At 72.3% G+C, this 23,359-nt stretch carries 19 protein-coding genes; 7 read left to right on the top strand and 12 right to left on the bottom strand.

The window, feature by feature from the left end:
• Positions 1-100: 100 nt before the first annotated feature.
• A complete protein-coding gene (locus H297_RS33830; protein ID WP_078513656.1) occupies positions 101-1,417 on the bottom strand; it encodes a polysaccharide pyruvyl transferase family protein in 1,317 nt (438 codons plus the stop codon).
• A gap of 284 nt (positions 1,418-1,701) precedes the next feature.
• Between H297_RS33830 and H297_RS0101260 the strand changes: the two genes are divergently transcribed.
• Entirely contained in the window at positions 1,702-2,346 is a 645-nt protein-coding gene (locus tag H297_RS0101260; protein WP_027735567.1) for a TetR/AcrR family transcriptional regulator, read from the top strand.
• On the opposite strand, the gene H297_RS43930 is transcribed toward H297_RS0101260, so the two are convergent.
• The 3 genes from H297_RS43930 to H297_RS0101245 form a co-directional block, all read right to left on the bottom strand.
• On the bottom strand, positions 2,336-2,506 hold the full coding sequence (locus H297_RS43930; RefSeq protein WP_486589398.1) for an ATP-binding protein: 171 nt from the start codon (positions 2,504-2,506) through the stop codon (positions 2,336-2,338). The genes H297_RS0101260 and H297_RS43930 overlap by 11 nt on opposite strands.
• Positions 2,507-3,095: 589 nt before the next feature.
• Positions 3,096-3,536: a PPOX class F420-dependent oxidoreductase gene (locus tag H297_RS0101250; protein ID WP_027735566.1), complete on the bottom strand. Its 441-nt coding sequence runs from the start codon at positions 3,534-3,536 to the stop codon at positions 3,096-3,098.
• Between the two features lie 66 nt (positions 3,537-3,602).
• Positions 3,603-4,232 carry a TetR/AcrR family transcriptional regulator gene (locus H297_RS0101245; protein ID WP_027735565.1) on the bottom strand — a complete coding sequence of 210 codons (630 nt, stop codon included), beginning with the start codon at positions 4,230-4,232 and terminating at the stop codon, positions 3,603-3,605.
• Between the two features lie 230 nt (positions 4,233-4,462).
• On the opposite strand from H297_RS0101245, the gene H297_RS0101240 reads away from it, so the two are divergent.
• The 4 genes from H297_RS0101240 (at position 4,463) to H297_RS0101225 (ending at position 8,931) form a co-directional block, all read left to right on the top strand.
• Positions 4,463-5,425 (top strand): tetratricopeptide repeat protein, encoded by a 963-nt coding sequence (locus H297_RS0101240; protein ID WP_027735564.1) that lies wholly within the window; start codon positions 4,463-4,465, stop codon positions 5,423-5,425.
• Positions 5,426-6,115: 690 nt separating this feature from the next.
• Positions 6,116-6,733: a DUF6230 family protein gene (locus H297_RS0101235; protein WP_027735563.1), complete on the top strand. Its 618-nt coding sequence runs from the start codon at positions 6,116-6,118 to the stop codon at positions 6,731-6,733.
• 115 nt (positions 6,734-6,848) lie between these two features.
• The gene (locus H297_RS0101230; protein ID WP_027735562.1) at positions 6,849-7,445 is read left to right on the top strand and encodes a DUF6114 domain-containing protein; all 597 of its coding nucleotides are present in this window, start codon (positions 6,849-6,851) and stop codon (positions 7,443-7,445) included.
• Complete coding sequence (locus H297_RS0101225; protein ID WP_027735561.1) at positions 7,435-8,931, top strand: hypothetical protein; 1,497 nt, start codon at positions 7,435-7,437, stop codon at positions 8,929-8,931. The genes H297_RS0101230 and H297_RS0101225 overlap by 11 nt, the downstream gene beginning before the upstream one ends.
• Positions 8,932-9,037: 106 nt before the next feature.
• On the opposite strand, the gene pyk is transcribed toward H297_RS0101225, so the two are convergent.
• From pyk to pta, 3 genes are all read right to left on the bottom strand, one after another.
• A complete protein-coding gene (pyk, locus tag H297_RS0101220; RefSeq protein WP_027735560.1) occupies positions 9,038-10,465 on the bottom strand; it encodes a pyruvate kinase in 1,428 nt (475 codons plus the stop codon).
• 49 nt (positions 10,466-10,514) lie between these two features.
• Positions 10,515-11,765 (bottom strand): acetate kinase, encoded by a 1,251-nt coding sequence (locus H297_RS0101215; protein WP_027735559.1) that lies wholly within the window; start codon positions 11,763-11,765, stop codon positions 10,515-10,517.
• An 80-nt stretch (positions 11,766-11,845) separates the two neighbouring features.
• Entirely contained in the window at positions 11,846-14,032 is a 2,187-nt protein-coding gene (pta, locus tag H297_RS0101210) for a phosphate acetyltransferase (protein ID WP_027735558.1), read from the bottom strand.
• A 376-nt stretch (positions 14,033-14,408) separates the two neighbouring features.
• Here pta and H297_RS0101205 point away from each other — a divergent pair, with 376 nt between their 5' ends.
• The gene (locus tag H297_RS0101205; RefSeq protein WP_027735557.1) at positions 14,409-15,434 is read left to right on the top strand and encodes an ATP-dependent 6-phosphofructokinase; all 1,026 of its coding nucleotides are present in this window, start codon (positions 14,409-14,411) and stop codon (positions 15,432-15,434) included.
• Positions 15,435-15,554: 120 nt separating this feature from the next.
• Here the strand turns inward: H297_RS0101205 and H297_RS40095 are convergent, their stop codons facing one another.
• Together H297_RS40095 and H297_RS0101195 are read right to left on the bottom strand one after the other, a co-directional pair.
• Positions 15,555-18,113 (bottom strand): serine/threonine-protein kinase, encoded by a 2,559-nt coding sequence (locus H297_RS40095; RefSeq protein ID WP_051351396.1) that lies wholly within the window; start codon positions 18,111-18,113, stop codon positions 15,555-15,557.
• 181 nt (positions 18,114-18,294) lie between these two features.
• Entirely contained in the window at positions 18,295-18,552 is a 258-nt protein-coding gene (locus H297_RS0101195; protein ID WP_158693625.1) for an MFS transporter, read from the bottom strand.
• 522 nt (positions 18,553-19,074) lie between these two features.
• Here H297_RS0101195 and H297_RS0101190 point away from each other — a divergent pair.
• Complete coding sequence (locus H297_RS0101190; protein WP_027735555.1) at positions 19,075-19,698, top strand: LAETG motif-containing sortase-dependent surface protein; 624 nt, start codon at positions 19,075-19,077, stop codon at positions 19,696-19,698.
• Between the two features lie 78 nt (positions 19,699-19,776).
• Here H297_RS0101190 and H297_RS33820 read toward each other — a convergent pair whose 3' ends face one another.
• The 3 genes from H297_RS33820 to H297_RS0101175 form a co-directional block, all read right to left on the bottom strand.
• Positions 19,777-20,823: a chitinase gene (locus H297_RS33820; protein WP_051351395.1), complete on the bottom strand. Its 1,047-nt coding sequence runs from the start codon at positions 20,821-20,823 to the stop codon at positions 19,777-19,779.
• 100 nt (positions 20,824-20,923) lie between these two features.
• Complete coding sequence (locus H297_RS0101180) at positions 20,924-21,637, bottom strand: response regulator (protein ID WP_027735554.1); 714 nt, start codon at positions 21,635-21,637, stop codon at positions 20,924-20,926.
• Positions 21,634-23,289: a sensor histidine kinase gene (locus tag H297_RS0101175; protein ID WP_027735553.1), complete on the bottom strand. Its 1,656-nt coding sequence runs from the start codon at positions 23,287-23,289 to the stop codon at positions 21,634-21,636. The genes H297_RS0101180 and H297_RS0101175 overlap by 4 nt, the downstream gene beginning before the upstream one ends.
• Between the last annotated feature and the right edge of the window lie 70 nt (positions 23,290-23,359).

Below are 23,359 nucleotides of genomic sequence, written 5' to 3'. Positions count from 1 at the left end.
CCAGAGCCCGTCAATACCTGCCGTTCGAGTGAAGTGGGGGTCGCCACGGCCCGCCCGAGGGGGCGCTGCGGACGCGGCCCGCCCGGGGTGCCCGCGCCGGTTACTTGCCCTTCCCCTGGAGGACGGCGATGCTCTCCTGCGCCGCCCGCAGTTCCTTGTGGAGGCTCAGCATCTGTTCGCGCAGCCAACTGATGCGGTACCGCAGGGCGCCGTCGTCGGAGCCGTCCCAGCGGCGGATCGAGTCCGGCAGCCGGAGTTCGGCGAGGCGGGCGTCGAACGCGGCGCCGCCGTCACCGTCCCGGAAGGTGTTGTGCAGGTCGTGCCGGTCGAGGAAGCCCACGAACCGCTCGAAGCGCTCCCGGTGGTTCGTCAGCAGCCCCGAGAAGTCGGCCTTCTCGTACAGCTCGGCCGGGTCGGTGTCGGCCGCCAGGTCCCCGAGCATCTGGTACGGGATCTCGAAGTAGCGGCACAGCTCCAGGGTGCGGGAGTCGTGGCACAGCACGGTTGCCGGGGTGCCGGCCAGCAGCGCGGCGATGTTGCCGTGGATCCGGGTGCCGAACGAGAAGTCGAAGCCGCGCAGGTCCGCCAGCCAGGTCGCAGGGTCGATCGGTACCCGGGCGCCGTGGTCGCGCAGCAGGGGGTGCGAGCCCACGGTCGGCATGGCCCGCTTGCCGGCTCGGGCCGCTTCGGAGGTGTCCCCCCAGAACAGCAGTTCGGCGTCCACGAGGTTCTGCGCGAAGTAGGTGGTGTCCGGGTAGCGGCGGCAGGTGCGCGCCATGATCTCGGCGACCGGACCGACCTTGCCCGCGCCGCGCGAGACGTTGACCGCCAGCCGTGCGGCCCTGGTGAGCTCGGGCCTCGCGTCGAAGCTCGGCAGGGCGGGGAAGGTCTCCCCGTGCAGGAACATCGAGGGGCAGCCGATGATCTCGATGTCCCGGAACCCCAGCCCGCGCAGGTAGTCGTAGGTCATCTCGCCGCGTACCCCGACGGTCGCCGACCGCTTGAGCACCGCCTTCATGAACCGCTTCACCGAGGGCCGCATGCCCTCGATCACGGCGGTGTCGCAGTCCGCACCGGCTTGGGCGCCGACGCCGAGGACGACGACCGGAATGCGCAGCTGCTCGATGAGCTGCGTCAGCCGGTCCAGCGCACCCTGGAAGGAGGGACGAAAAGCGTTGGCCAATGGAATGACGAAGACGTCGTAGCGCTCGTTGATGCGTGCGGCGTTCTCCGGCGAGGCATCGCTCTTGATCCCGTTGGACGTCACCTCGGTGTCCGGGGTCAGCAGAATCTTGTGGGCGGCGTCGCTGAACAGCAGGTTTCCGGCATTCGTCCCCAGCAGGTCCTGATGGATCACCTGCTCCTGGGTGGCGACATGGAACGGGCTTTTCCCGGAGCGGAGAAGAATGCGCTTCATTTTTCCACCTAACGTCCATGGACCGCGGCACCGGAGAACCACTGCGACCGCGGGCGCATCGTTCCAGCACCCATACGCCCGGAAACGTGCCGTCCCGCGCCCTGCGTAAGCCTTCTACCTGAACGGGTGTCAGCCCACAGCCCGGGTTCCGAGGGCGCCCGGCACCCCGGCAAGAGGGCTGCTGTGAGATGCTCTCACGTAAACTCGACGGTGTAGCCGTACGGCCGGGGCGGGCCCGGACGACCGGGGGAGAACCGGGGAAGACCGGGGGAAGGTGGCAGATCGTGGCGAAGGCGGACGCGAGGACTCCGCGGGAGCGCTACCGTTCCCAGGTCCGCGCGGAGATCAAGGAGTACGCCTGGGAGCAGATCGCCACGGCGGGGGCGTCCGCGCTCTCCCTCAACGCGATCGCCAAGCGGATGGGCCTGAGCGGACCGGCGCTCTACCGCTACTTCGCCAACCGGGACGAACTGATCACCGAGCTCGTCCGCGAGGCGTACCGGAGCCTCGCCGACACCCTCCGCGCGGCCGCCGACGCCGGCGCCGACCTGGCCGGACTGGCGCACGCCCTGCGCGGCTGGGCCCTGGCGGACCCCCAGCGGTACCTCCTCCTCTACGGCACCCCCGTCCCCGGCTACCACGCGCCCGAGGACATCACCGCCATCTCCTCCGAGATCATGGCGACCCTGCTCGACGCCTGCGCGCCGCTCGCCCAGCAGGGCTCCACGACGCCGTTCGGTGCCCATCTCGCGGACCACCGGGACTGGGGCGACGGCCGCCCCGCCCCGCCCCCGGTTCTGCAGCGGGCCCTGTCGTTCTGGACCCGGCTGCACGGCGTCCTCTCCCTGGAGGTCGCCGGCCACTTCACCGGCATGGGCTTCGACCCCGCCCTGCTGTTCGAAGCCGAGTTGAGCGAGCTCACACGGTGAGCCGCAGCCGGAAGAGCGCACCTCCGCCCTCGGGGTTCTCCGCGGTCAGGCGGGCGTGGTGGGCCCCGGCGATCTGCTGGGCCATGGCGGGGCCGGGCCCGGAGCCGGGGTGGGCGCGGGCCGTCTCCGCGCGGTAGAAGCGGTCGAAGACGTGCGGCAGGTCCTCCGGGCCGGCCCGGACCCGTGGTCGCGTACGGTGCTCTCCGTACCGCCGTCCACCGTCGGCACCGCACCCCGACCGCCCTGTCGCTGGACTTCGCGGCGCTGCCCAGCAGGTTGGACGGCAGCCGGGACAGCCGTGCGGGCACCCCGGGAGCAGTGGCGGTCTCCGCGCCGCCGGAGACGTCCAGTCGGAAGCGGGTGTCCGGCCAGTGGTCGCGGGCCGCGGCGACGGCGTGCCGCACCAGCGGCGCCAACTCCACCTGCTCCGCCGGCGGCTGCGGTTCCTGGTCGCGGGCCAGTTCGATCAGGTCGTTCACCGGCGAGGTCACCTCGCGCAGTCGGCGGCCCGACGCGGCCGAGGCCCGCTCGCGGTGGGCGGGGGTCAGCCGGTCGGCGCGGCCCAGGAGTTCGGTGTTGGTGCGCGGCGAGGTCGGCGGAGTGCGCGGTGCGGGGGAGGCGTCGGCGACCAACCGGCGCTGGGCGGCGAGGGACTCCTCCAGCGGGGCCGGCATGGTGTCGAAGCTGACGGCCGGCCTGGTCAGTTCGTCCTCACGGGCCCGGACCGTCGCCAGGGGGCGGCCTCCGCGTTACGAGGCGGTCGCTCCTGGCGCGCCGGTGGGCAGCGGTTCGACACCCACCACATGCCGGACCCTCGTGGGCTCGACGAAGACGGTGACCCGCTCCTCCCCGGGGAAGAGCCACTCGTAGGCGGTGTCCAGGTAGGAGTGCGCCAGCCGGTCCATGGTGCGGTCGGCCTCCGGGCCCTCCTGGAAGCGGACGGCCCGGCCGCGGATCTGCACCCGGTCGAAGGGGTTGGTGACATCGGCGTGGGAGAGGAACACCCGGGGCTCGCGGCGCAGGTTGCGCTCCTTCATCCGCCCCATCGAGGTGTTGAACAGCACGAGGTCTTCGTCGAGCCCCACCCACATGGGGCTCACGTGCGGCGAACCGTCGGGGTTGACGGTGCCGACGTGCCAGATGTGCGGCGCTCCGATGCGGGAGCGCAGGTCATGCGGAATGTCGCTCATGAGTCTCTGCTGCCCGTCCGGGCAGCACGCATGCCCGAGCGGGCATGCACGGGTGGGTGATCCGGCTTACGGCGCGGGGGCCGACGCGGCGCCCAGCCCCTCCAGCAGCAGGGTGGTGAAGCGGGCCGCCCATGCGTCGTCCACCGGGCGGTCGCTGACCAGCGACCGGTGCACCACCGCGCCGGCGATCACGTCGAAGATCAGGTCGACGACCCGGGCCGTCTCGGCGGGGTCGTCGAGGTCGTCGGGGAGCTCTCCGCGCTCCTGGGCCCGGGAGCGCCCGGCCAGCACCAGCCGCTTCTGGCGGTCGACGACGGCGGTGCGGATCCGTGCGCGCAGCGACGGGTCGGTCGTGGACTCGGCGAGGACGGCCATCAGCGCCGTCTTGGCCTCCGGCCGGCGCAGCAGGGCCGCGAACGAGAGGACCACGCCCGCGACGTCGGCGCGCAGGCTGCCGTTGTCGGGGAGTTCGAGTTCGTCGAAGAGCACGGCGACGGCGTCCACCACGAGCTCGCTCTTGCCGCCCCAGCGTCGGTAGAGGGTGGTCTTGGCGACGCCGGCCCGGCGGGCGACCTCGCCCATCGTCAGCTTGCTCCAGCCCACCTCGACGAGCGCGGTACGGGTGGCGTCGAGGATCGCGCGGTCCGCCGCGGCGCTGCGGGGGCGTCCGCGTCGTGGAGCGGGGCAACCGGCCATGCGCCGACCATACCGATCGGTAGGCAGGAGCGGGACGGCGCCGTGAGAGGGATCACCGGCCCGCGCCCGGGGAAGGCCCTTGCGGGGTGGCCGCCCCGGCGAGTTACGCTACGACCCGTAGCGGAATGGGCGGCGGACCGGCCATCGCGCCGACCCGCGACGACCACCCGCCAGGTGGGGACCTGGCGACCACTGCACACGCAGCCGCGCGAAGGGGGGAGACTGGTGCCATGCAGCCACGCAACATGTCCATGAGCGGAGTGGTCGACCTCGCCGCGGTGAAGGCGGCCGGAGAGGCCAAGCAGAAGGCGGAGCAGGCGCGGGCCGACGCCGCGGAGGGCCACGGTGCCCCGGCTCCGTCCGGCCTGGTGATCGAGGTCAGTGAGGCGACCTTCGAGGCGGAGGTGCTCCAGCGCTCCGCCGAGGTCCCGGTCGTCATCGACTTCTGGGCCGAGTGGTGCGAGCCGTGCAAGCAGCTCTCGCCGGTGCTGGAGCGCGTCACCCAGGAGTACGCGGGGCGCGTGCTGCTGGCCAAGATCGACGTCGACCAGAACCAGATGCTGATGCAGCAGTTCGGTGTCCAGGGCATCCCGGCGGTGTTCGCCGTGGTGGCCGGGCAGGCGCTGCCGCTGTTCCAGGGCGCGGCGCCCGAGCAGCAGATCCGGTCGACGCTGGACCAGTTGGTCCAGGTGGCCGAGCAGCGCTTCGGCATCACCGGCCTCCAGGGGGTGCCGCAGGAGCCCGCCGAGGAGCAGGAGGACGCCGAGCCGCAGGTGCCGGAGGACGCGGTGCTGGCCGCCGCCCAGCAGGCGCTGGACGCGGGGGACCTGTCGGGTGCCATCCAGGCGTACCGCAACAAGCTGACCGACGAGCCGGCCAACGTGGAGGCGAAGGTCGGGCTGGCCATGGCCGAACTCCTCTCGCGGGTCCAGGAGCTGGACGCCCGGCAGGTCCGCAAGGATGCCGCCGACCGGCCCGGCGATGTGACCGCCCAGTTGCGCGTCGCGGACCTGGACATGGCGGGCGGCCATGTCGAGGACGCGTTCGGCCGGCTGGTGGACACGGTCCGGCGGACGGCGGGGGAGGACCGCGACGCGGCTCGGGTGCGACTGCTGGACCTGTTCGAGGTGATCGGGCCGGAGGACCCGCGCGTCGTCACTGCGCGTGCGGCGCTCGCTCGCGCCCTGTTCTGACCTGCCCGTACCGACGGTCACACGCGCCGCGGTACTCATGGATTTAGCGACAACAGCGGCCGCGCTTTGCCAAAACTTGGCAAACGCGGCCGCTGTTACTCTTCGTGACGACATCTCGCGGAAACATTCCCCGATGCCCGTTTGCTCCGCGTCTGTCATCGGCGGGTGTTCTGACTCTCCGTCAACCGGGTTACGCTCTGGGCGGCCTTCCGGTTATCTCGCCGTTACTCGTAAGTAACGAACCCCCTTGTGCCACGGGCCCAGATGCACGACGATCGGCCACGCTCGGTCCATTGCCCGCAGCCCGGCAACCATTCGGCGCCCCGCAGGCGATGGGTCCCCACCGAGCGGGCCGGCACCGCACCATCCGCACCCGTACCACCTCGTCCCACCCGCCGGCCCCCAGGACAGGGGGGTCTCTGCCGTGAGGCAGGGCCTGTCCTGACAAAAGCAAGGTTGCGCGAGAGCGTGGCCCGTGGTTGTCGCTCGGGGGTGATCGTCGGCAGCTCGGACGTGACGTGCCAAGGTCGCCGCGTGCGGGCGTTGTCGGCGCTCTCCGTTCCGAGGACGTAGCTCTTCTCCCTCCCCAGCCCCGTGGCCGGGAGGTACCCCCACGGCAGGAGCGGCCCGCTGAGTACAGGCGGCACGGCTCTCCGAGCCGGAGATGTACGTCCGAGAAGGAGGAAAGTCATGGAGTCCCTGGCTCGTGGCGGGACCAGATGGAAGCGGTTCGCCGTCGTCATGGTGCCGAGTGTGGCCGCTACGGCGGCGCTCGGTGTCGCCCTGTCGCAGGGTGCGCTGGCGGCGTCGTTCAGCGTCTCCGGCCAGCAGTTCCAGGTCACCGCTGATTCGCTCGACGGCAGCGGTTTCGTCCAGTACGGGGCGATGGACAGCACGCAGAAGGGCAACAAGCCCGTCGCTGTCGTCGGTCTGAACTCGGCGAACATACGGAACCTGTGCCAGTCCGTCGTCGTTCCGGTGCCGGTCTTCGGCGACGTGTCGATGAAGCTGAGCGCCGGCGGGGCGGGCGGCCCCAAGGTCGAGGCGAAGAAGCTCTACATCGACGCCGACGACCTGCACACGAACGCGACGTTCAAGAACATCGACATCGGTGTGAACGTGGACAAGACCACCAAGGGTCCTGGTCCGCACACCGGCGACAAGTACGTCAAGGGTTCGTTCTCGCAGCAGGCGGACACCGTCCACTTCACCGATGTCAAGCAGCGCGCGTGGGCGACCACCGCCGGCACGTTCAAGCTCAGCGGCCTGCACATGGCCGTCAAGAAGGGCAAGAGCGAGTGCTACTGACGTGAACCGGACTGCGGGCACGGGGAGTGGGGGCGACCGCTCCGCCGGCCCTCCGTGCCCGTAGGGTCCGCTCCACCCAGCAAGTTTTGTGCCAGTTCCGAGGAGCCCCGTACCCATGAGTGCCGACACGCGAGCCAGCACGACGACCGGATTCGGCCACAAGCGGCAGGTCTTCCGCGACTGGCGCGGCCAGCGCCCGTTCTGGGGCGGGATGCTGACGCTGCTGGCGGGCATCCCGATCATGTACGTCCCCTACCAGAACCTCACCCTGGGGTCCTTGACCATCCGCATGTCGACGACCGCCGGCGCCGGCTCGCTGATCATCGGCGTCCTGCTGGTCGTCCTCGGACTGACCATGTGGTTCCAGCCCCAGTCGCGGGTGTTCGCGGGTATCGCAGCGATCCTGCTCGCGCTGGTCTCCCTCGTCGTGTCCAACTTCGGCGCCTTCCTGATCGGGTTCCTGCTCGGACTCATCGGTGGTGCGCTGGCCGTCTCCTGGGCCCCGGGCAAGCCGGAGCGGACCGAGGACGGCCCGTCGGACGCGGCGAAGACGGCGAGTGCACGGACGACCGCCGACGCGGACCCGGCACCGCCCGCACAGGACCCGGCCGCCCCCGACGCGGGCCCCCGGGACGACACAGCATTCTCCGAAGCGTCCCCCGCGGCCGGGGCCGACGCGCATGACGGGAACGGGAGGCACCGTGCCGGGTGACGAGGTCCACGAGGGGGAGGGCGCGTTCACGGACGCCGCGCCCGGCGCCCGGGGGAGAACCGGCCCCCGGCACGCGGCGCCGCGGAAGCCGCTGCTGACCCGGCTCCACCTGCCGGCCGGCAAGGCCGTGGCACTTGCCGCGATGCCCTCGGCCGTCCTGATGGGCATGGGACTCATGCCCCAGTTGGCCAACGCCAAGCCGCTGCCCAAGAACCCCTTCAAGGGCGACTCCTGCGTCTCGATCTCCGATCAGCAGGAGACCGAGGCGGAGAAGCAGGACCGCAAGGAGCGCGCCGAGAAGCTCAAGCGGGACCTCGCCAAGGCGCAGGCCGAGCGGGAGAAGAAGGCTGAGAAGGCCAAGGAGGCCGCAGAGGCCAAGGAGAAGGCCCGCGGGAAGAGCGCGGGCGGCAAGGGCGGCTCCGGGGACGAGGGCTCCTCGAAGACGCCCTCCGGCAGCGGCAAGGGCTCCTCCACCCCCTCGGACGAGCCCTCCCCGTCGGACGGGTCCACCGGCTCGTCCTCGGACTCATCGAACTCTTCGGATTCCTCGGCGTCTTCGGGCTCCTCCGACTCCTCCGAGGAGGGGAAGAAGAACCCGTGGTACGACCCGCTGGGGCTCGGCGACAAGATCGACGACGCGTTCAACCCCGACAAGGACAAGGACAAGGACGCGGACGATCCGGCCGACGGATCCGACTCCTCGCCCAGCCCCGACCCGACCCCCTCCGCGCCGTCCCCGGGCTCCGGCTCGGACGACGACAGCAGCGGGCAGGACGGCAACGCCGGGAAGTCCGGGGGAAAGAGCGGGACTTCGGGCGACTCCGGGTCCTCGTCCCGGAACACGCCGGGCTCCGGCACGGGCGGGAAGACCGACGGCGCACAGGGCTCCGGGAAGCAGGAGAAGGGCTCCGCAGGCTCCGACGCCAAGGACGGCAAGGACACCAAGGACGGCGTCGACAAGAAGGACGGCTCCGCCAGGGACTACGACCCCGCCAAGGACGCGGGCAAGCCGTATCCCTGCCCCGAGAAGGCGGATGTAGCGGGCTCCGACGAGCAGACGCCCGCCCAGGTCCCCGACGACCCCTGGAATCTGGAGGCGTCCTCCCTCACCCTCAAGGGCCTCGACTACAAGGGCGTCGTCAACATCACCACGGCCAACGGGAAGACCAAGCAGGCCCTGAAGTTCACCGCCAGCGGCCTCGACATCGGCGACCTGCACCAGACCGTCAAGGGCCCCGGCGGCCTCACGTACCACGTCCAGGCCGCCAAGGGATCGACCTCCACCATCCGCGACGGCCAGGTGACGATGTACACGGAGGAGCTGAAGGGCAACCTCTTCGGGCTCATCCCCATCACGTTCAGCCCGGACACCCCGCCGCCGATCAACGTGCCCTTCGCCTACTTCACCGACGTCACGGTCAAGCAGGCCGGCCAGTTCGGCGGCACCCTCACGGTGCCCGGTCTGCACCAGTACGTGGAGCAGTAGGAGGAGCCGGGCCGTCGCACCCGCCGCTCCGACGCCGACGCCCTTCGGTCCGCCCCGCGAACGGGGCCGGGACCGGAGGGCGTCGCGCGTGCGGGCCGCGGAGCGGTCAGGCCGAGGCGTTGCCCAGGTGGTGGACCCGCACCATGTTGGTGGTGCCGGGCACGCCGGGCGGGGAGCCGGCCGTGATCAGCATGGTGTCGCCCTCCTCGAAGCGCTGCAGCTTGGAGAGCTCGGCGTCCACCAGCTCGACCATCTCGTCGGTGTGGTCGACGTGCTTGACCACGAAGGTCTCCACGCCCCAGGTCAGCGCCAACTGGTTGCGGGTGGCGACGTCCGTGGTGAAGGCCAGGATGGGCTGGCGGACCCGGTAGCGGGACAGCCGCCGTGCGGTGTCACCGGACTTGGTGAAGGCGACCAGCGCCCTCCCGTCCAGGAAGTCGGCCATCTCGCAGGCCGCACGGGCGACCGAACCGCCCTGGGTGCGCGGCTTCTTGCCGGGCACCAGGGGCTGCAGCCCGCGGCCGAGCAGCTCCTCCTCCGCCGCCTGGACGATCTTCGACATCGTCTTGACGGTCTCGATCGGGTACTGCCCGACCGACGACTCGGCCGAGAGCATCACCGCGTCGGCGCCGTCCAGCACCGCGTTGGCCACGTCGCTGGCCTCGGCGCGGGTGGGCCGCGAGTTGGTGATCATCGACTCCATCATCTGGGTCGCCACGATCACCGGCTTGGCGTTGCGGCGGCACATCTCCACCAGCCGCTTCTGCACCATCGGGACCTTCTCCAGCGGGTACTCCACCGCGAGGTCGCCGCGGGCCACCATGACACCGTCGAAGGCCATGACGACCTCCTCCATGTGGGAGACCGCCTGCGGCTTCTCGACCTTGGCGATGACCGGGACGCGCCGCCCCACCTCGTCCATCACCCGGTGCACGTCCCGCACGTCGGAGGCGTTGCGCACGAAGGAGAGGGCGACCATGTCGCAGCCCATCCGCAGCGCGAACCGCAGGTCCTCGACGTCCTTCTCGCTCAGCGCCGGCACGTTGACCGCGGCGCCGGGCAGGTTGATGCCCTTGTGGTCGGAGACGACACCGCCCTCGATGACGATGGTGCGCACCCGCGGGCCCTCGACCTCGACGACCTGGAGCGCGACGTTCCCGTCGTTGATCAGCACCGGGTCGCCCTTGGACACGTCGGCGGGCAGCCCCTTGTAGGTGGTGCCGCAGATGGTCTTGTCCCCGGGCACGTCCTCGGTGGTGATGGTGAACTCCTCGCCGCGGACCAGCTCGACCGGTCCCTCGGCGAAGGTCTCCAGGCGGATCTTGGGGCCCTGCAGGTCGGCGAGCACGCCGATGGCGCGGCCGGTCTCCTCCGAGGCCTTGCGGACGCGGTGGTACCGCTCCTCGTGCTCGGCGTGGGTGCCGTGGCTCATGTTGAAGCGGGCCACGTTCATGCCCGCCTCGATCAGCGTCTTGAGCTGATCGTAGGAGTCGACGGCGGGACCCAGGGTGCAGACGATTTTGGAACGGCGCATGGTGGCGATCCTATCGTTTTGTTTACGTACTGAACGAATCGGGGCGGGCTCAGCCAGGGGTGCCCCCGGGCCGGTGGTCGGGGGAGGTGACGAGCGCGTAGCTCTGCTCAGCGATCTCCAGTTCCTCGTCGGTCGGTACGACGGCCACCTTGACCCGCGCGTACCCGGGTGAGACCAGCCGTGCCTCCTTCCCGCCGGCCGCGTTCAGCTCACCGTCCACGGCCAGCCCGAGTTCCTCCAGGCCCGCCACGGCGGCCTCCCGCACCGGGGCGGCGTTCTCCCCGACGCCCGCGGTGAAGACCACGGCGTCCACCCTGCCCAGCACGGCGTAGTAGGCGCCGATGTACTTCTTCAGCCGGTGGATGTAGATGTCGAAGGCGAGCCGGGCCGCCCGGTCGCCCTCCTCGACGCGGCGGCGGATCTCTCGCATGTCGTTGGCGCCGCACAGTCCCAGCAGGCCGCTGCGCTTGTTGAGCAGCTCGTCCACCTCGTCCATGCTCATCCCGGCCACCCGGCCCAGATGGAAGACCACCGCCGGGTCGATGTCCCCCGAGCGGGTGCCCATCACCAGGCCCTCCAAGGGGGTCAGCCCCATGGAGGTGTCCTCGCAGCGGCCGCCGCGCACCGCGGACGCCGAGGCGCCGTTGCCCAGGTGCAGCACGATCAGGTTGACCTCGGACAGGTCCCGGCCCAGCAGCTCTGCGGTCTTGCGGGAGACGTACGCGTGGGAGGTGCCGTGGAAGCCGTAGCGGCGCACCCGGTGCCGGTCGGCGGTCTCCGCGTCGAGGGCGTAGCGGGCCGCGTGCTCGGGCATGGCGGAGTGGAAGGCGGTGTCGAAGACGGCGACCTGCGGCAGGTCGGGGCGGAGCCGCTGCGCGGTGCGGATGCCGGTGACGTTGGCCGGGTTGTGCAGCGGCGCCACCGGCACCAGCCGTTCGATCTCCGCCAGCACCGCGTCGTCGACCACCGTCGGCTCGGTCAGCTTCAGCCCGCCGTGCACCACCCGGTGCCCGATCGCGGCGAGCTCGGGCGAGTCCAGGCCGAGGCCGTCGGCGGACAGCTCCTCGGCGACGGCCGCCAGCGCGGCGTCGTGGTCGGCCAGCCTGCCGGACCGCTCGCGTTGCCCGCCGCCGGTGGACAGCGGCTGATGGAGCACGAAGGAGGTCTCCTCGCCGATCCGCTCGGCGATCCCGACGGCCAGCCGTGACCGGTCGGCCATGTCGATGAGCTGGTACTTCACCGACGACGAGCCGGAGTTGAGGACGAGGATCCGGGTGGGTGCGGTGGTCGGGGAGGTCACGTCGGGAAACCTTCTGCAGGGAGCACGGGGAAACAGGAAAACGGGAAAACGGGAAAACGGGAAAGGGGCCGAGGGCGGTGTCAGGCGCCGGGCGAGGAGGACTCGCCCTGCGCCTGGACGGCCGTGATCGCGACGGTGTTGACGATGTCCTGCACCAGCGCGCCGCGGCTCAGGTCGTTGACGGGCTTGCGCAGGCCCTGCAGCACGGGGCCCACGGCGACGGCCCCGGCCGAGCGCTGCACGGCCTTGTAGGTGTTGTTGCCGGTGTTCAGGTCCGGGAAGATCAGCACGGTCGCCTGCCCCGCCACCTTCGAGTGCGGCAGCTTCGTGGCGGCTACCGAGGGATCGACGGCCGCGTCGTACTGGATGGGGCCCTCCGCCAGCAGATCGGGGCGGCGCTCGCGGACCAGCTCGGTGGCCCGCCGTACCTTGTCCACGTCGGCGCCGGAGCCCGAGGTGCCCGTCGAGTACGACAGCATCGCGATCCTGGGCTCCACCCCGAACCGGGCCGCGGTGGCGGCGGACTGGACGGCGATGGCCGCGAGCTGTTCGGCGTCCGGGTCGGGCACCACGGCGCAGTCGCCGTAGACCAGCACCCGGTCGGCCAGGCACATGAAGAACACCGAGGAGACGATCTCGGTGTCCGGCCCCGCCCGCCCGTCTCCCGGCACCGCCCCGTCCGCCGTGCTGCGCGCGGCCCCCTTCGTCCTGATGATCTCGAAGGCCGGGCGGATCGTGGCGGCCGTGGAGTGCACCGCGCCGGAGACCATCCCGTCGGCCAGCCCCTCGTGCACCATCATCGTGCCGAAGTAGGAGACGTCCGCGACCACGTCGTGGGCCAGCTCGTAGGTGACGCCCTTGTGGGCCCGCAGCCCGGCGTACGACGCGGCGAAGCGCTCCCGCAGCGGCGAGGTCTGCGGGTCGACGACGCGGGCGGCGGCCGAACCGGTCACGGGCGGCTCACCGTCCGCGAGCAGTTCGAGGCCGATGCTCAGCTCCGCGGCGCGCTTGCGGACGGCCACCGGGTCGCCCAGCAGCGTCAGGTCGCACACGTTGCGGCGCAGCAGCACCTCGGCGGCCCGCAGCACCCTCTCCTCCTCGCCCTCGGGCAGGACGATGTGGCGCCGCTTGCCCCCGGCCCGGGAGCGCTCCACCAGCTCGTGCTCGAACATCATGGGCGTGACCCGCTCGCTGCGCTCCACCGACAACTGCGCGGTCAGGCGTGCGGCGTCCACATGGGTCTCGAACAGGCCCAGTGCGATCTCCGCCTTGCGCGGGGTGGCCGCGGTCAGCTTGCCCTCCAGGGACAGCAGGGCGTCCGCGGTCTCCATGGAGCCTTCGGGCACCACCAGCACGGGCGTGCCGGGTGCCAGCCGGGCGGCCAGCGTGAGGGTCTGCTCCCCGGGGTGCTCGTCCAGGGTGAGCAGGACCCCGGCGATGGCGGGGGAGCCGGCCGAGTGGGCGGCCAGCGCGCCGATGATGAGGTCGGAGCGGTCGCCGGGGGTGACCACCAGGGCGCCCTCGGTGAGGGCGGGCAGGAAGGCCGGCAGGTGGGCGCCGCCGAAGACCAGATGACGTACGTCGCGGGAGAGGCCCGCGTGGTCGCCCAGCAGCACCTTCGCGCCCGTGGCCTCCTTCACCTGGGCGACCGTGGGCGCGGCCAGCGCGGGCTCCTCCGGCAGGACGTACACCGGCTCAGGCAGCCGTTCGGCCAGGCCCCGCACCGCCTCGGCCGCCGCCGGGTCGGCGACCCGGTTGGCCACCATCGCGATCAGGTCGGCGCCCAGGGAGGCGTAGGCGTGGTGGGCGTTGCGCACCTCGGCGACCACGGCTTCGGGGGACTGCTCACGGGCCGCGACGACGGGCAGCACGGCCGCGCCGAACTCGTTCGCCAGCCGGGCGTTGAGCGCCAGTTCGGCGGGCAGCCCGGTCTCGGCGAAGTCGGTGCCCAGCACGAGGACGGCCTCGTACTCCTCGGCCACCTGGTGGTAGCGCTCCAGCAGCCGGGATATCAGCTCGTCGGTGCCCTGCTCGGCCTGGAGCGCGGCCGCCTCCTCGTAGCCCATGCCGAAGACGGACGAGGCGGGCTGGGAGAGCCGGTAGCGGCTGCGCAGCAGGTCGTAGAGGCGGTCGGGGCCGTCGTGCACCAGGGGGCGGAAGACCCCCACGCGGTCCACCTGCCGGGTGAGCAGTTCCATGACGCCCAGCTCGACGACCTGGCGGCCGTCGCTGCGTCCGATGCCGGTCACATACACGCTGCGCGTCACGCGCTGTCTCCTCCGGTCGCGGTCGGGAACAGGGCGGCCGGTGCCGGGCCGGCCCTGCCGTTTCGGATGGCCCCGGCGAGAAACCGCCGGTGGGAGTACGGCTATATCCTTGACAATACCTGCGCCTATGGATATACGGCTCGCCCAGGTGGCAGCCGGGGCGGGACCCCGGCACGACGGCCCCCCGGCGCCCTGGCGGCGGGGACCGGATGGTGGGCAGGGCCAATGCCCTCGCTTTCAGGACGTGAAACAATCGCACCGGCTCACACGGACCAGCGGCACCGGACAGTGAGGTCCGACCGTGCCCTACGCGGCCCCTCGACATGCGGGCACCCGTTCCCAGGCGGGCATCTACGGAGCAGGAGAAGCGAACCCCATGCGCATCGGAGTCCTCACCGCAGGCGGAGACTGCCCCGGTCTCAACGCCGTGATCCGATCCGTCGTGCACCGCGCCGTGCACGACCGCGGCGACGAGGTCATCGGCTTCGAAGACGGTTTCAAGGGCCTGCTGGAGGGCCGCTACCGACCCCTCGACATAAACTCCGTCAGCGGCATCCTCGCCCGCGGCGGCACCATCCTCGGCTCCGCCCGCCTGGAGCGGGCCCGGCTGCAGGAGGCGTGCAACGACTCCGAGGAACTGATCGAGCGGCTCGGCCTCGACGCGCTCGTCCCCATCGGCGGCGAGGGCACGCTGACCGCGGCCCGGATGCTCGCGGAGATCGGCCTGCCGGTGGTCGGCGTCCCCAAGACCATCGACAACGACATCTCCGCCACCGACCGCACCTTCGGCTTCGACACCGCTGTGACCGTGGCCACCGAGGCCATGGACCGCCTCAAGACCACCGCCGAGTCCCACCAGCGGGTCATGGTCGTGGAGGTCATGGGCCGGCACGCGGGCTGGATCGCCCTGGAGGCGGGCATGGCCGGCGGCGCCCACGCCATCTGCATCCCCGAGCGCAACTTCGAGGTCGACGACCTGGTCAAGATGGTCGAGGAGCGGTTCGCCCGCGACAAGAAGTTCGCCATCGTCTGCGTCGCGGAGGGCGCCCATCCGGCCGAGGGCTCCATGCCCTACGAGAAGGGCTTGATCGACCAGTACGGGCACGAGCGGTTCGCCGGTATCGGCAACCGGCTCGCCGTCGAGCTGGAGCACCGGCTCGGCAAGGAGGCCCGCCCCGTCATCCTCGGCCACATCCAGCGCGGCGGCACCCCCACCGCCTACGACCGGGTGCTGGCCACCCGGTTCGGCTGGCACGCCGTCGAGGCCGCCCACCGCGGCGACTTCGGTCAGATGACCGCCCTGCGTGGCACCGAGATCGCCATGGTGCCGCTCGCCGACGCGGTGACCGAGCTCAAGCGCGTGCCGCAGGACCGCATGGACGAGACCGAAGCCGTCTTCTGAACCGGCGCCCGAGCAGGCCGCCGGCCCTCCGGCCCGCGGCCTGACGGCTTGCGGCCTCGCCGCCCGAAGCCCCGTCGTGGCACGGTCCGTCCGGTGCGGGGGCGTGCGGCGCCGGGGGGGCTACTTCGGTGTGGAGAGCGTGCGCACCCGGTGCCACGCACCGTCCTTCCGCTCATCGACCCAGACGGGGCGGTCCGCGTCGCGCCCGTCGGCCAGCCGGTAGTGGCCCAGCAGGCCCTCCGTCGCACCGCCGGTCAGCCCGCTGCGGACGCCCGCGCGGGCCTGACCGACCGTCGGCGCGCTCCGCAGCACGGGACCCAGTTGCTCGGCGGCCAGCAGCGTCGCGTCGTACAACTCGGCGGCACCGCGCAGCCGCAGCAGCTTCTTGAGCGAGGCGGGCGCGGCGCACAGCTTCGGGGTGTGCGCGCAGTCCGGTTTCTGCGTCTCGTCGTGGAAGGAACGGAACCGCAGGGTGCCGTCCGGCAGTTGCCGGTCCCTGCCCGCCTCCTCGGCGACGTCGTCGGACGGGTCGCAGGCCGCGTACCTGTCGCCCTGGAGTACGACCTGTTTCCCCTCCGCGCGGGTCGCCCGGGCCCACGCCGCGGTCCTCCCGTCGTCCGCGGACACGTCGTTGGGCACCACCACGGCGTCTGCGTGGGACCTGCGGATCGCCCGGCGTACCGCGGAGTCGCTCTCCAGCGGCTCGTCGGCCACGACGGCCCTGACTCCCGAGGAGTTGAAGCCCTCATCGTCCGCGGCCGCCTGGCCGGCCACGAGCAGTGTGCGGACGCCGTGCTCGCGGTGCAGGTGGTCGCCTGTGACACCGGCGACACCGGTCTCGGAGACCGCGAGGGATGCGCCCGTCACCGGCCAGTCGGCACGGCAGGAGTCCAGCGTGGGGAGCCGGTTGCGCGAGTCGCCGGTGTCGCCGGTGTCGCCGAAGAGATCGGAGCTCTTGCCGACCAGTGTCACCATGGACGGGTGGTCCCGCAGGACGTCGGAGCCGGTTGCTCCGTCCGCGCCGACCGGAGCGACACGGACAGGGAGCTTCTTCCCGCTCCGGCGCTCCGCCTCGTCGACCGCGGCCTCGGCCACCCGGGTCAGTTGCCGGGTCGCCGTCTGTGAGCCCCCGTAGGGCAGCGCGATCCCGACGCCCAGTTCGTACGTGTCCGGGGTGAGTTTCTCCGCGATGTCGAGGGCGGAGCTTCCGTGCCGGGGCCGGGCCGGGCCGTCGTCCTTCGCGCCCACGGCGAGGGTGGAGCCGAAGGCGGCGAGCAGCGCGGCGACCAGAGCCCCCCGCCTCCACAGCGCCCTCCGCTCGCGGGGCGTTCTGCGGACCCGCGCCCGCGTCGCGCGGTTTTTCCGCCACCTGTACGGAGCGGTGACCCGACGCCGGGTTTCGAGTCCCCCGCGCCTCCCCGTTGCCCGCTCCGGCCACCCCGGCTCTGCCGAACCCGCTTTCGCCGCACCACGATTCGCGGCCTTTGCTTGCGGTGCGGCCGGCGACTCGGGCGTGCTCGGGGCGGGGCGCCGGGGTGCGCCCGGGGCCGCCTCTGCCGCGGCGCGCGCCTCTCCGGCTTGCGAGAGGCCGCCGGTCTCGCCCGCGCCGCGGGCCGCCGTGGCCTCTTCCGCGCTGCCGGTCTCCGTGGCCTCTTCGACGTGGCGGGCTCCGGCGGGCCCGGTCGCGTTGCGGACACCGGTGGAACTGGTCGCGTCGGCGGCCCCGGCAACCCCGGTCTCGTCGGGGGTTCCCGAGGCGTCTGTCGCGTCGTCGCTCTCCGTGTGGTCGCGGGGGTGTGTGCCGGTGCCGGAGCCGGTTGCGGCGACCTCCCGGATGCGCGTCAGTCCCTCGGACGCGTCCGAGGGGCGGTCCGCGGGGTCGCGGGCCATCAGGTCGAGGACCAGTCGGTCGACGGCGGGGTGCAGGGCGGCGCGGGCGCGACTGGGGCGCAACGGGACGTCGTTGAGGTGGTTGAACATGACGCCGGCTGCCGAGCCGGTGTACGGCGGGCGTCCGACGAGGAGTTCGTAGAGCACGCAGCCGAGCGCGTACAGGTCGGTGCGCCCGTCCACGCCGGACTGGCGGAACTGTTCGGGCGCCATGTAGAGGACGCTGCCGAAGGGCATCTGCCCGGTCGTGGTCAGTTGCGGGTCGCTCGACCGGGCCTCGGTGAACTTGGCGATGCCGAAGTCGACGACCTTCGCGCGGCTGTGTCCCTGCGGGTCCTCGACCATGATGTTGGCCGGCTTGATGTCGCGGTGGACGACGCCTGCTGCGTGCGCGGTCTCCAGGGCGCGGCACACGTCCGCGCTCCAGCGCAGCGCGTCGGCGAGGGGGACGCGGCCGGTGTCGCGCAGCACCTCGTGCAGGGAGGGGCCGTGCACGAGTGCCATGACGAGGAACGGGACGGCGGCTCCGTCGGAGGTGTCGGTGCCGTGGTCGTGGACGGCGGCGATGTGCGGGCTGTCCAGCGCGGCTGCCGAGCGGGCCTCGCGCCGGAAGCGGCCCAGCAGTTCGTCGAGCCCGGCGTCCTGGGTGGTGCCGTGCTGCGGCCTGAAGACCTTGACGGCGACCTCGCGTGCCAGCTCCGCGTCCCGCGCCCGCCAGACCTCCCCCATGCCGCCGGAACCCAGCGGCTCGATCAGCTCGTAACGTCCGTTCAGCCGCCGCCCTCGCATGCGCACATGCTAGAACGTGCATGCGAGACTCCGCCTCCTCGGCGCCGCCTGGCACCGTGGGCCCGGGGCGGCCGGTTCCGGTGCGGGGCGGGAGCTGTGCCGGCGGGGCGGCGTTGCCGTTCCCGCCGCCCGGGCAGCCTGCGTCGCGGGGGACGTGCGCGGCCGACGACCGGCTGCGCCGCTACGTGCCGGAGCCGGAGCAGGTCGCGGTGGGGCGAAGAGCCGGTATGCAGGCGGCTGTTGCCGCGAGCGCTGCGCCCACCCACAGGACGGCGGGCAGCGGCGCGGTGTCCGCGACGCGCCCGCCCGCCAGTGCGCCGAGGGCGATCGAGGCGTTGAAGACCGCGGCGAACAGCGCGCCCGCCGCCTCCCGGGTGCCGGGGCCGTCGTCAGCACGTATGCCTGGCTGCTGACCGAGACCCCGCCGTAGAGGACACACACCCCACAGCAGCAGCACGACGGTCGCCGCGGGGGGCGCGCCCGCCCAGCAGGGCCAGCAGGGCCATCGTCGCGGCCATGCCGGTGCTGAGCACCGGAACGCGGCGCGGGGCGCGTGAGGCCCCCGTACCAGACACATGCCCGCGCGGACCTGGCCTTCTCCCGGTTCCGGTCCTCCGCTTATTCGAACTGACCCTGGTGCGGGACGGTGAGACGGCCGTGGTCCGTGCCTTCGTACGGGCCGTCACCGAGAGGGCCCGGAAACCCTCCCGGACCGGCGAAGGGCGGGCCGGTCCGCATCGGGTGCAGACCGTCATCGAACTGCAACCTTGCCGGGGACGGCGCCCGGCCAGGGCCGCGACCTGGGCTCCTGCGGCTGTGCGGGAACGGTGTGGAACTGTCGGCTCCGGTGGAGGAGTTGGATGTCCAGGGGCGGGTGTGTCACGGGTTGTGGGGACGAGTACCGTGCTGTCACCCGCCGTGTGGGTTCGGTGCGCGGCGTGGTCCTACCGGAAGGAACAAGATGACAGCACTGCGCCTCAGATGGCAGCGGTCGATCGCCATCGCGGCGACCGGTGCCGCGGCGTTCGTCGGCACCGCGATAGCGGCCGCGCCCGCCCAGGCACACACCCCCCAGTGGTCGGTCACCTGTGACTCGGTCTCGATCGACCTGAAGGCTTACGCGCAGCAGGGCAACAAGGTCACCGTCAAGGCGGGCGACAAGGTCCTGGTCGACGAGACCTTCGGGGCGTCCTTCAACAAGAAGGTGGACCTGCCCGAGCACGCCAAGCCGCTCGACGTCACCGCCCAGGTCGTCGCGTCGGACGGCGAGCAGTACAGCTGGGGTCCGGAGACCAAGAGCTCCCCGGTGTGCGACACCCCGTCGCCCTCGCCGACCCCCACCGCGTCGGAGTCGACCTCTCCCTCGCCCAGCCCCTCGCAGAGCGCCAGCGAGAAGCCCGAGCCGAGCGCGCCGGAGTCCAGCAGCAGCGCCCCGGCCGCCAAGCCGCAGGGCAGCGACCAGGACCTGGCCGAGACCGGCTCCTCCAGCAACACCCCGATGATCGCCGGGATCGCGGCCGCAGTGGTCGTGGTCGGTGGCGGCCTCGTGTTCGTCGCGCGCAAGCGCCGTTCGGCCCAGGGCTGAACCGCCTGACGTCGACACACCCGCACCGCCCTGCCACGGCCTCAGGCCGTGGCAGGGCGGTGGCGTCGGGACAGGCGGTCAGCCGCCGTAGCCGGCCAGGATGGTGGAGAACTCCCAGTCCTTCTGGTCGATGCCGCTGCACGAGTCGCCCGGGCTGCCGCCGCCCGCGCAGGAGCGGTCACGGTTGACCGCCCAGAAGCTGACGCGCGAGAGCCCCTTGCCGGTGGCGTAGTCGACGATCTGACGGAAGCCGTCGGGCGTGACCTGCTCGCCCTCCTGGTCCGTGGTGCCGTTCATCGAGGAGAGCCCCGAGGCGTGGTACGCGTCCGCGTCGGAGAGCCCGTAGGCCTCCTTGACCTGGTCCTTGAGGCCGTCGACGGCGGACTTGGTGGCGGCCACCATGTCCGTGGTGCCGTCGCCGAAGTCGAAGGGCATCACCGTCCAGGCGTCCACGTCGAGTCCGGCCGCGGCGCCCTTGGCGATGAGGTCCTTGCCGTTCTCGTTCGGGCCCTGCGGGGTGGTGCCGAAGGTGACGTAGACCCGGATTCCGTCGTTCTTCTCCTTGACGATCTTGAGCGCGTCGACGACCCGCTGCCGCACGTCCGCGTTCTCGATCTCGCTGGCCTCGATGTCGATGTCGATCGACTTCAGGCCGTAGGCGTCGATGACCTTCTGGTAGGCGCCGGCCAGGGACTCGGCGTCCGTGCACGCCTCGCCCAGCTTGTTGCCGCTCCAGCCGCCGATCGACGGGGTGACGTCGCCGCCTGCCTGCTGGACGGCCTTGATCGCCTGCTCGTCCTGGCCGCCGGCGAGCGGGCGTTGCCCGTCCCAGGCGGGCGAGCAACCGCCGTCGGAGAGGATGAAGGCCATGGTGAGCTGCTTGGTGCCGGTCTCCTCCATGAAGGAGACCGGATCGGGCGGGTTGCCCCAGCCCAGGTACAGGTAGGGGCCGTTGGTGCCGCTGGGCGCTGCGGCGTCTGCCGCCCGGTGGGCTGCGGGACGGCCGGTCGCCTGCGCGGTGACGGCGGGCAGTGCGACGGCCAGCAGCGCAGCCGTCGCACCCAGACCGACGGCAAGTCTGCGGTGGGCACCGCGCGGACGGCGGCGTGGGGTGTGGGGGGACACGCAACTCTCCCTTCGGGGGAACCGGTTGCTGATGCCGCCGCACGCTAGCCGCGTCCCATTGGTCTGGACAATATGCGGGACGGAAAATGAACAGGAAGCTTTACTGTCCGGCTCCCGGTCCCGCCGGGGCGGCCCGCCATGTGTAGCAGTGCTCCGGGCGCCCCACCTGCCCGTACCGCTGCTGCCGGTCCGCGCGCCCGCTGGTGACCAGGTGCTCCAGATACCGCCGGGCCGTGATCCGGTTGATGCCCAGCGCGCCGCCCGCCTCGCTCGCGGTCAGCCCACCGGACTCCGCCCGCCGCAGGTGAGCGGTCACCCGGGCCAGGGTCGGGGCGCTGAGCCCCTTGGGCAGCGCGGAGGAGGCGGGGGCGGCCCGCAGCACCGAGAGGGCGCGGTCGACCTCGTCCTGGCTGCCGGCCTCGCCGCGCTCCTCCGCGGACGTACGGAAGTCGGCGTACCGCAGCAGCCGGTCGCTGAGGGTGCGGAAGGTGAAGGGCTTGAGCACGTGCTGGACGACGCCGAGGGAGACGCCCTCCCGGATGACGGTCAGATCGCGTGCCGAGGTCACGGCGAACACGTCCGCCGTGTGGCCCGCCGCGCGCAGGGAGCGCAGCAGATCCAGACCGCTTCCGTCGGGCAGGTAGAGATCCAGGAGGATCAGATCGACCGGCCCGTCCTCCTCCAGCATCCGCAGCGCCTCCGCCCGCGAATGCGCCGTGGCCGCCACGGTGAAGCCCGGCACGCGGCCGACGTAGAGGGCGTGGGCGTCCGCCGCGACGGCGTCGTCCTCGACGACGAGGACCCGCAGCGTCATACGGGCACCTCCGCAGCCGGTGCAGGGTGCGCCGTGCCGGCCGCCAGCGGGAGGCGGACGCTGAACTCCGCGCCCCCGTCCGGCAGATCGCGTGCCTGCGCCGTGCCACCGTGCCGCCGGGCCGCCTGCCGCACGAGGGCCAGCCCGATCCCACCGCCGCCGGGCCGGGTGGTCCAGCCGCGGGTGAACAGGGCGTCGCCCGCGTGCGGGGGCAGGCCAGGGCCGTTGTCCGCCACCCGGAGGGTGAGTTCGCCGGCACCGGCGCGCACCGTGACGGTGACGCGGGGCGCGGCCCCCGGCTCCGCCGGCCCGTCGGGCGTCTGCTGCCCCAGGGCCTGGGTCGCGTTGTCGACCAGGTTGCCCAGGATGGTCACCAGGTCGCGGGGCGGCACGCCGCGGGTGTCGTCGAGGTGGCTGTCCGGGGAGAGCGTGAGATCGATGCCGCGCTCGTGCGCCTGGGCGGCCTTGCCCAGCAGGAGCGCGGCCAGGACGGGCTCGTGCACGGCGGTGACCACGCGATCGGTCAGCGCCTGGGCCAGCTCCAGCTCCTCCGTGGCGAAGCGCACGGCCTCCTCGGTGCGGCCGAGCTCGATGAGGGAGACGACGGTGTGCAGCCGGTTGGCCGCCTCGTGTGCCTGGGAGCGGAGGGCCTCGGCGAAGTCCCGTACCGAGTCGAGCTCCCCGGTCAGGGCGCGCAGCTCGGTGTGGTCCCGCAGGGTCACCACGGTGCCGCCGTCCTGCACCGGGGAGGAGCTGACGACGATCACGCGGCGCGCGGTGAGGTGGACCTCGTCCACGCGGGGTTCCGGGTCGGTGAGGGCGCGCGTCAGCTCCCTCGGCAGCCCGAGGGCGGTCACGGGGCGGCCGACCGGGTCCTGGCCGGCCGGCAGCTCCAGCAGCGTGCGGGCGCCGTCGTTGGCCAGGGCCACCCTGCCGCGGCCGTCGAGCAGGAGCAGGCCCTCCCGCACGGCGTGCAGCGTCGCCTGGTGGTAGTCGTACAGGCGGCTGAGCTCGGCGGCGTTCATGCCGTGGGTGTGGCGGCGCAGCCGGGCGTTGACCACGTAGGTGCCGGCGCCGCCGAGGAGGAGGGCGCCGCCCGCGACGGCGAGCAGCGCGGTGAGCTGTTCGCCGACCCGCTCGCTGATGGTGTCCACGGCGATGCCCGCGCTGACCATGCCGACGATGCGGTCACCGTCCCGGATCGGGGTGACCACCCGTACCGAGGGGCCGAGCGTGCCGGTGGAGGTCTCGGCGAAGGTGGCCCCGTCGAGGGCGTGGCCGATGTGGCCGACGAAGCGCTCGCCGATCCGCTGCGGGTCCGGATGGGTCCACCGGGTGCGGTCCCTGTCCATGATCGTGACAAAGGTGACGCCGGTGTCGCGGCGCACCCGCTCCGCGTACGGCTGCAACCGCCGCGAGGGGTCGGCCGACCGGATGGCCTCCCGCACCGAGGGCGAGTCGGCCACCGCCTGGGTGGTCGCCCGGGCACGGTGGGTGGCCGCCTCCTCGGCCTGCGTCTTCGCCGACAGGTACGCGAACAGGGCGCACCCCGCCACGACCACGCCGACCAGCACGGCCTGCATGGCGAAGAGCTGTCCCGCCAGGCTGTGCGGACGGGACCGCACCAGGGAGCCGGGGCGGGACAGACGCATGGGGACAGTCTGCCGCGACCGGTTACGTGCACGTAATGCACGTAAGGGTGACGCCCGTCGCACCGTGGTG

It is taken from the genome of Streptomyces sp. CNT360 (genome assembly GCF_000424785.1).
This window is presented reverse-complemented; position numbering and strand designations above follow the sequence as displayed.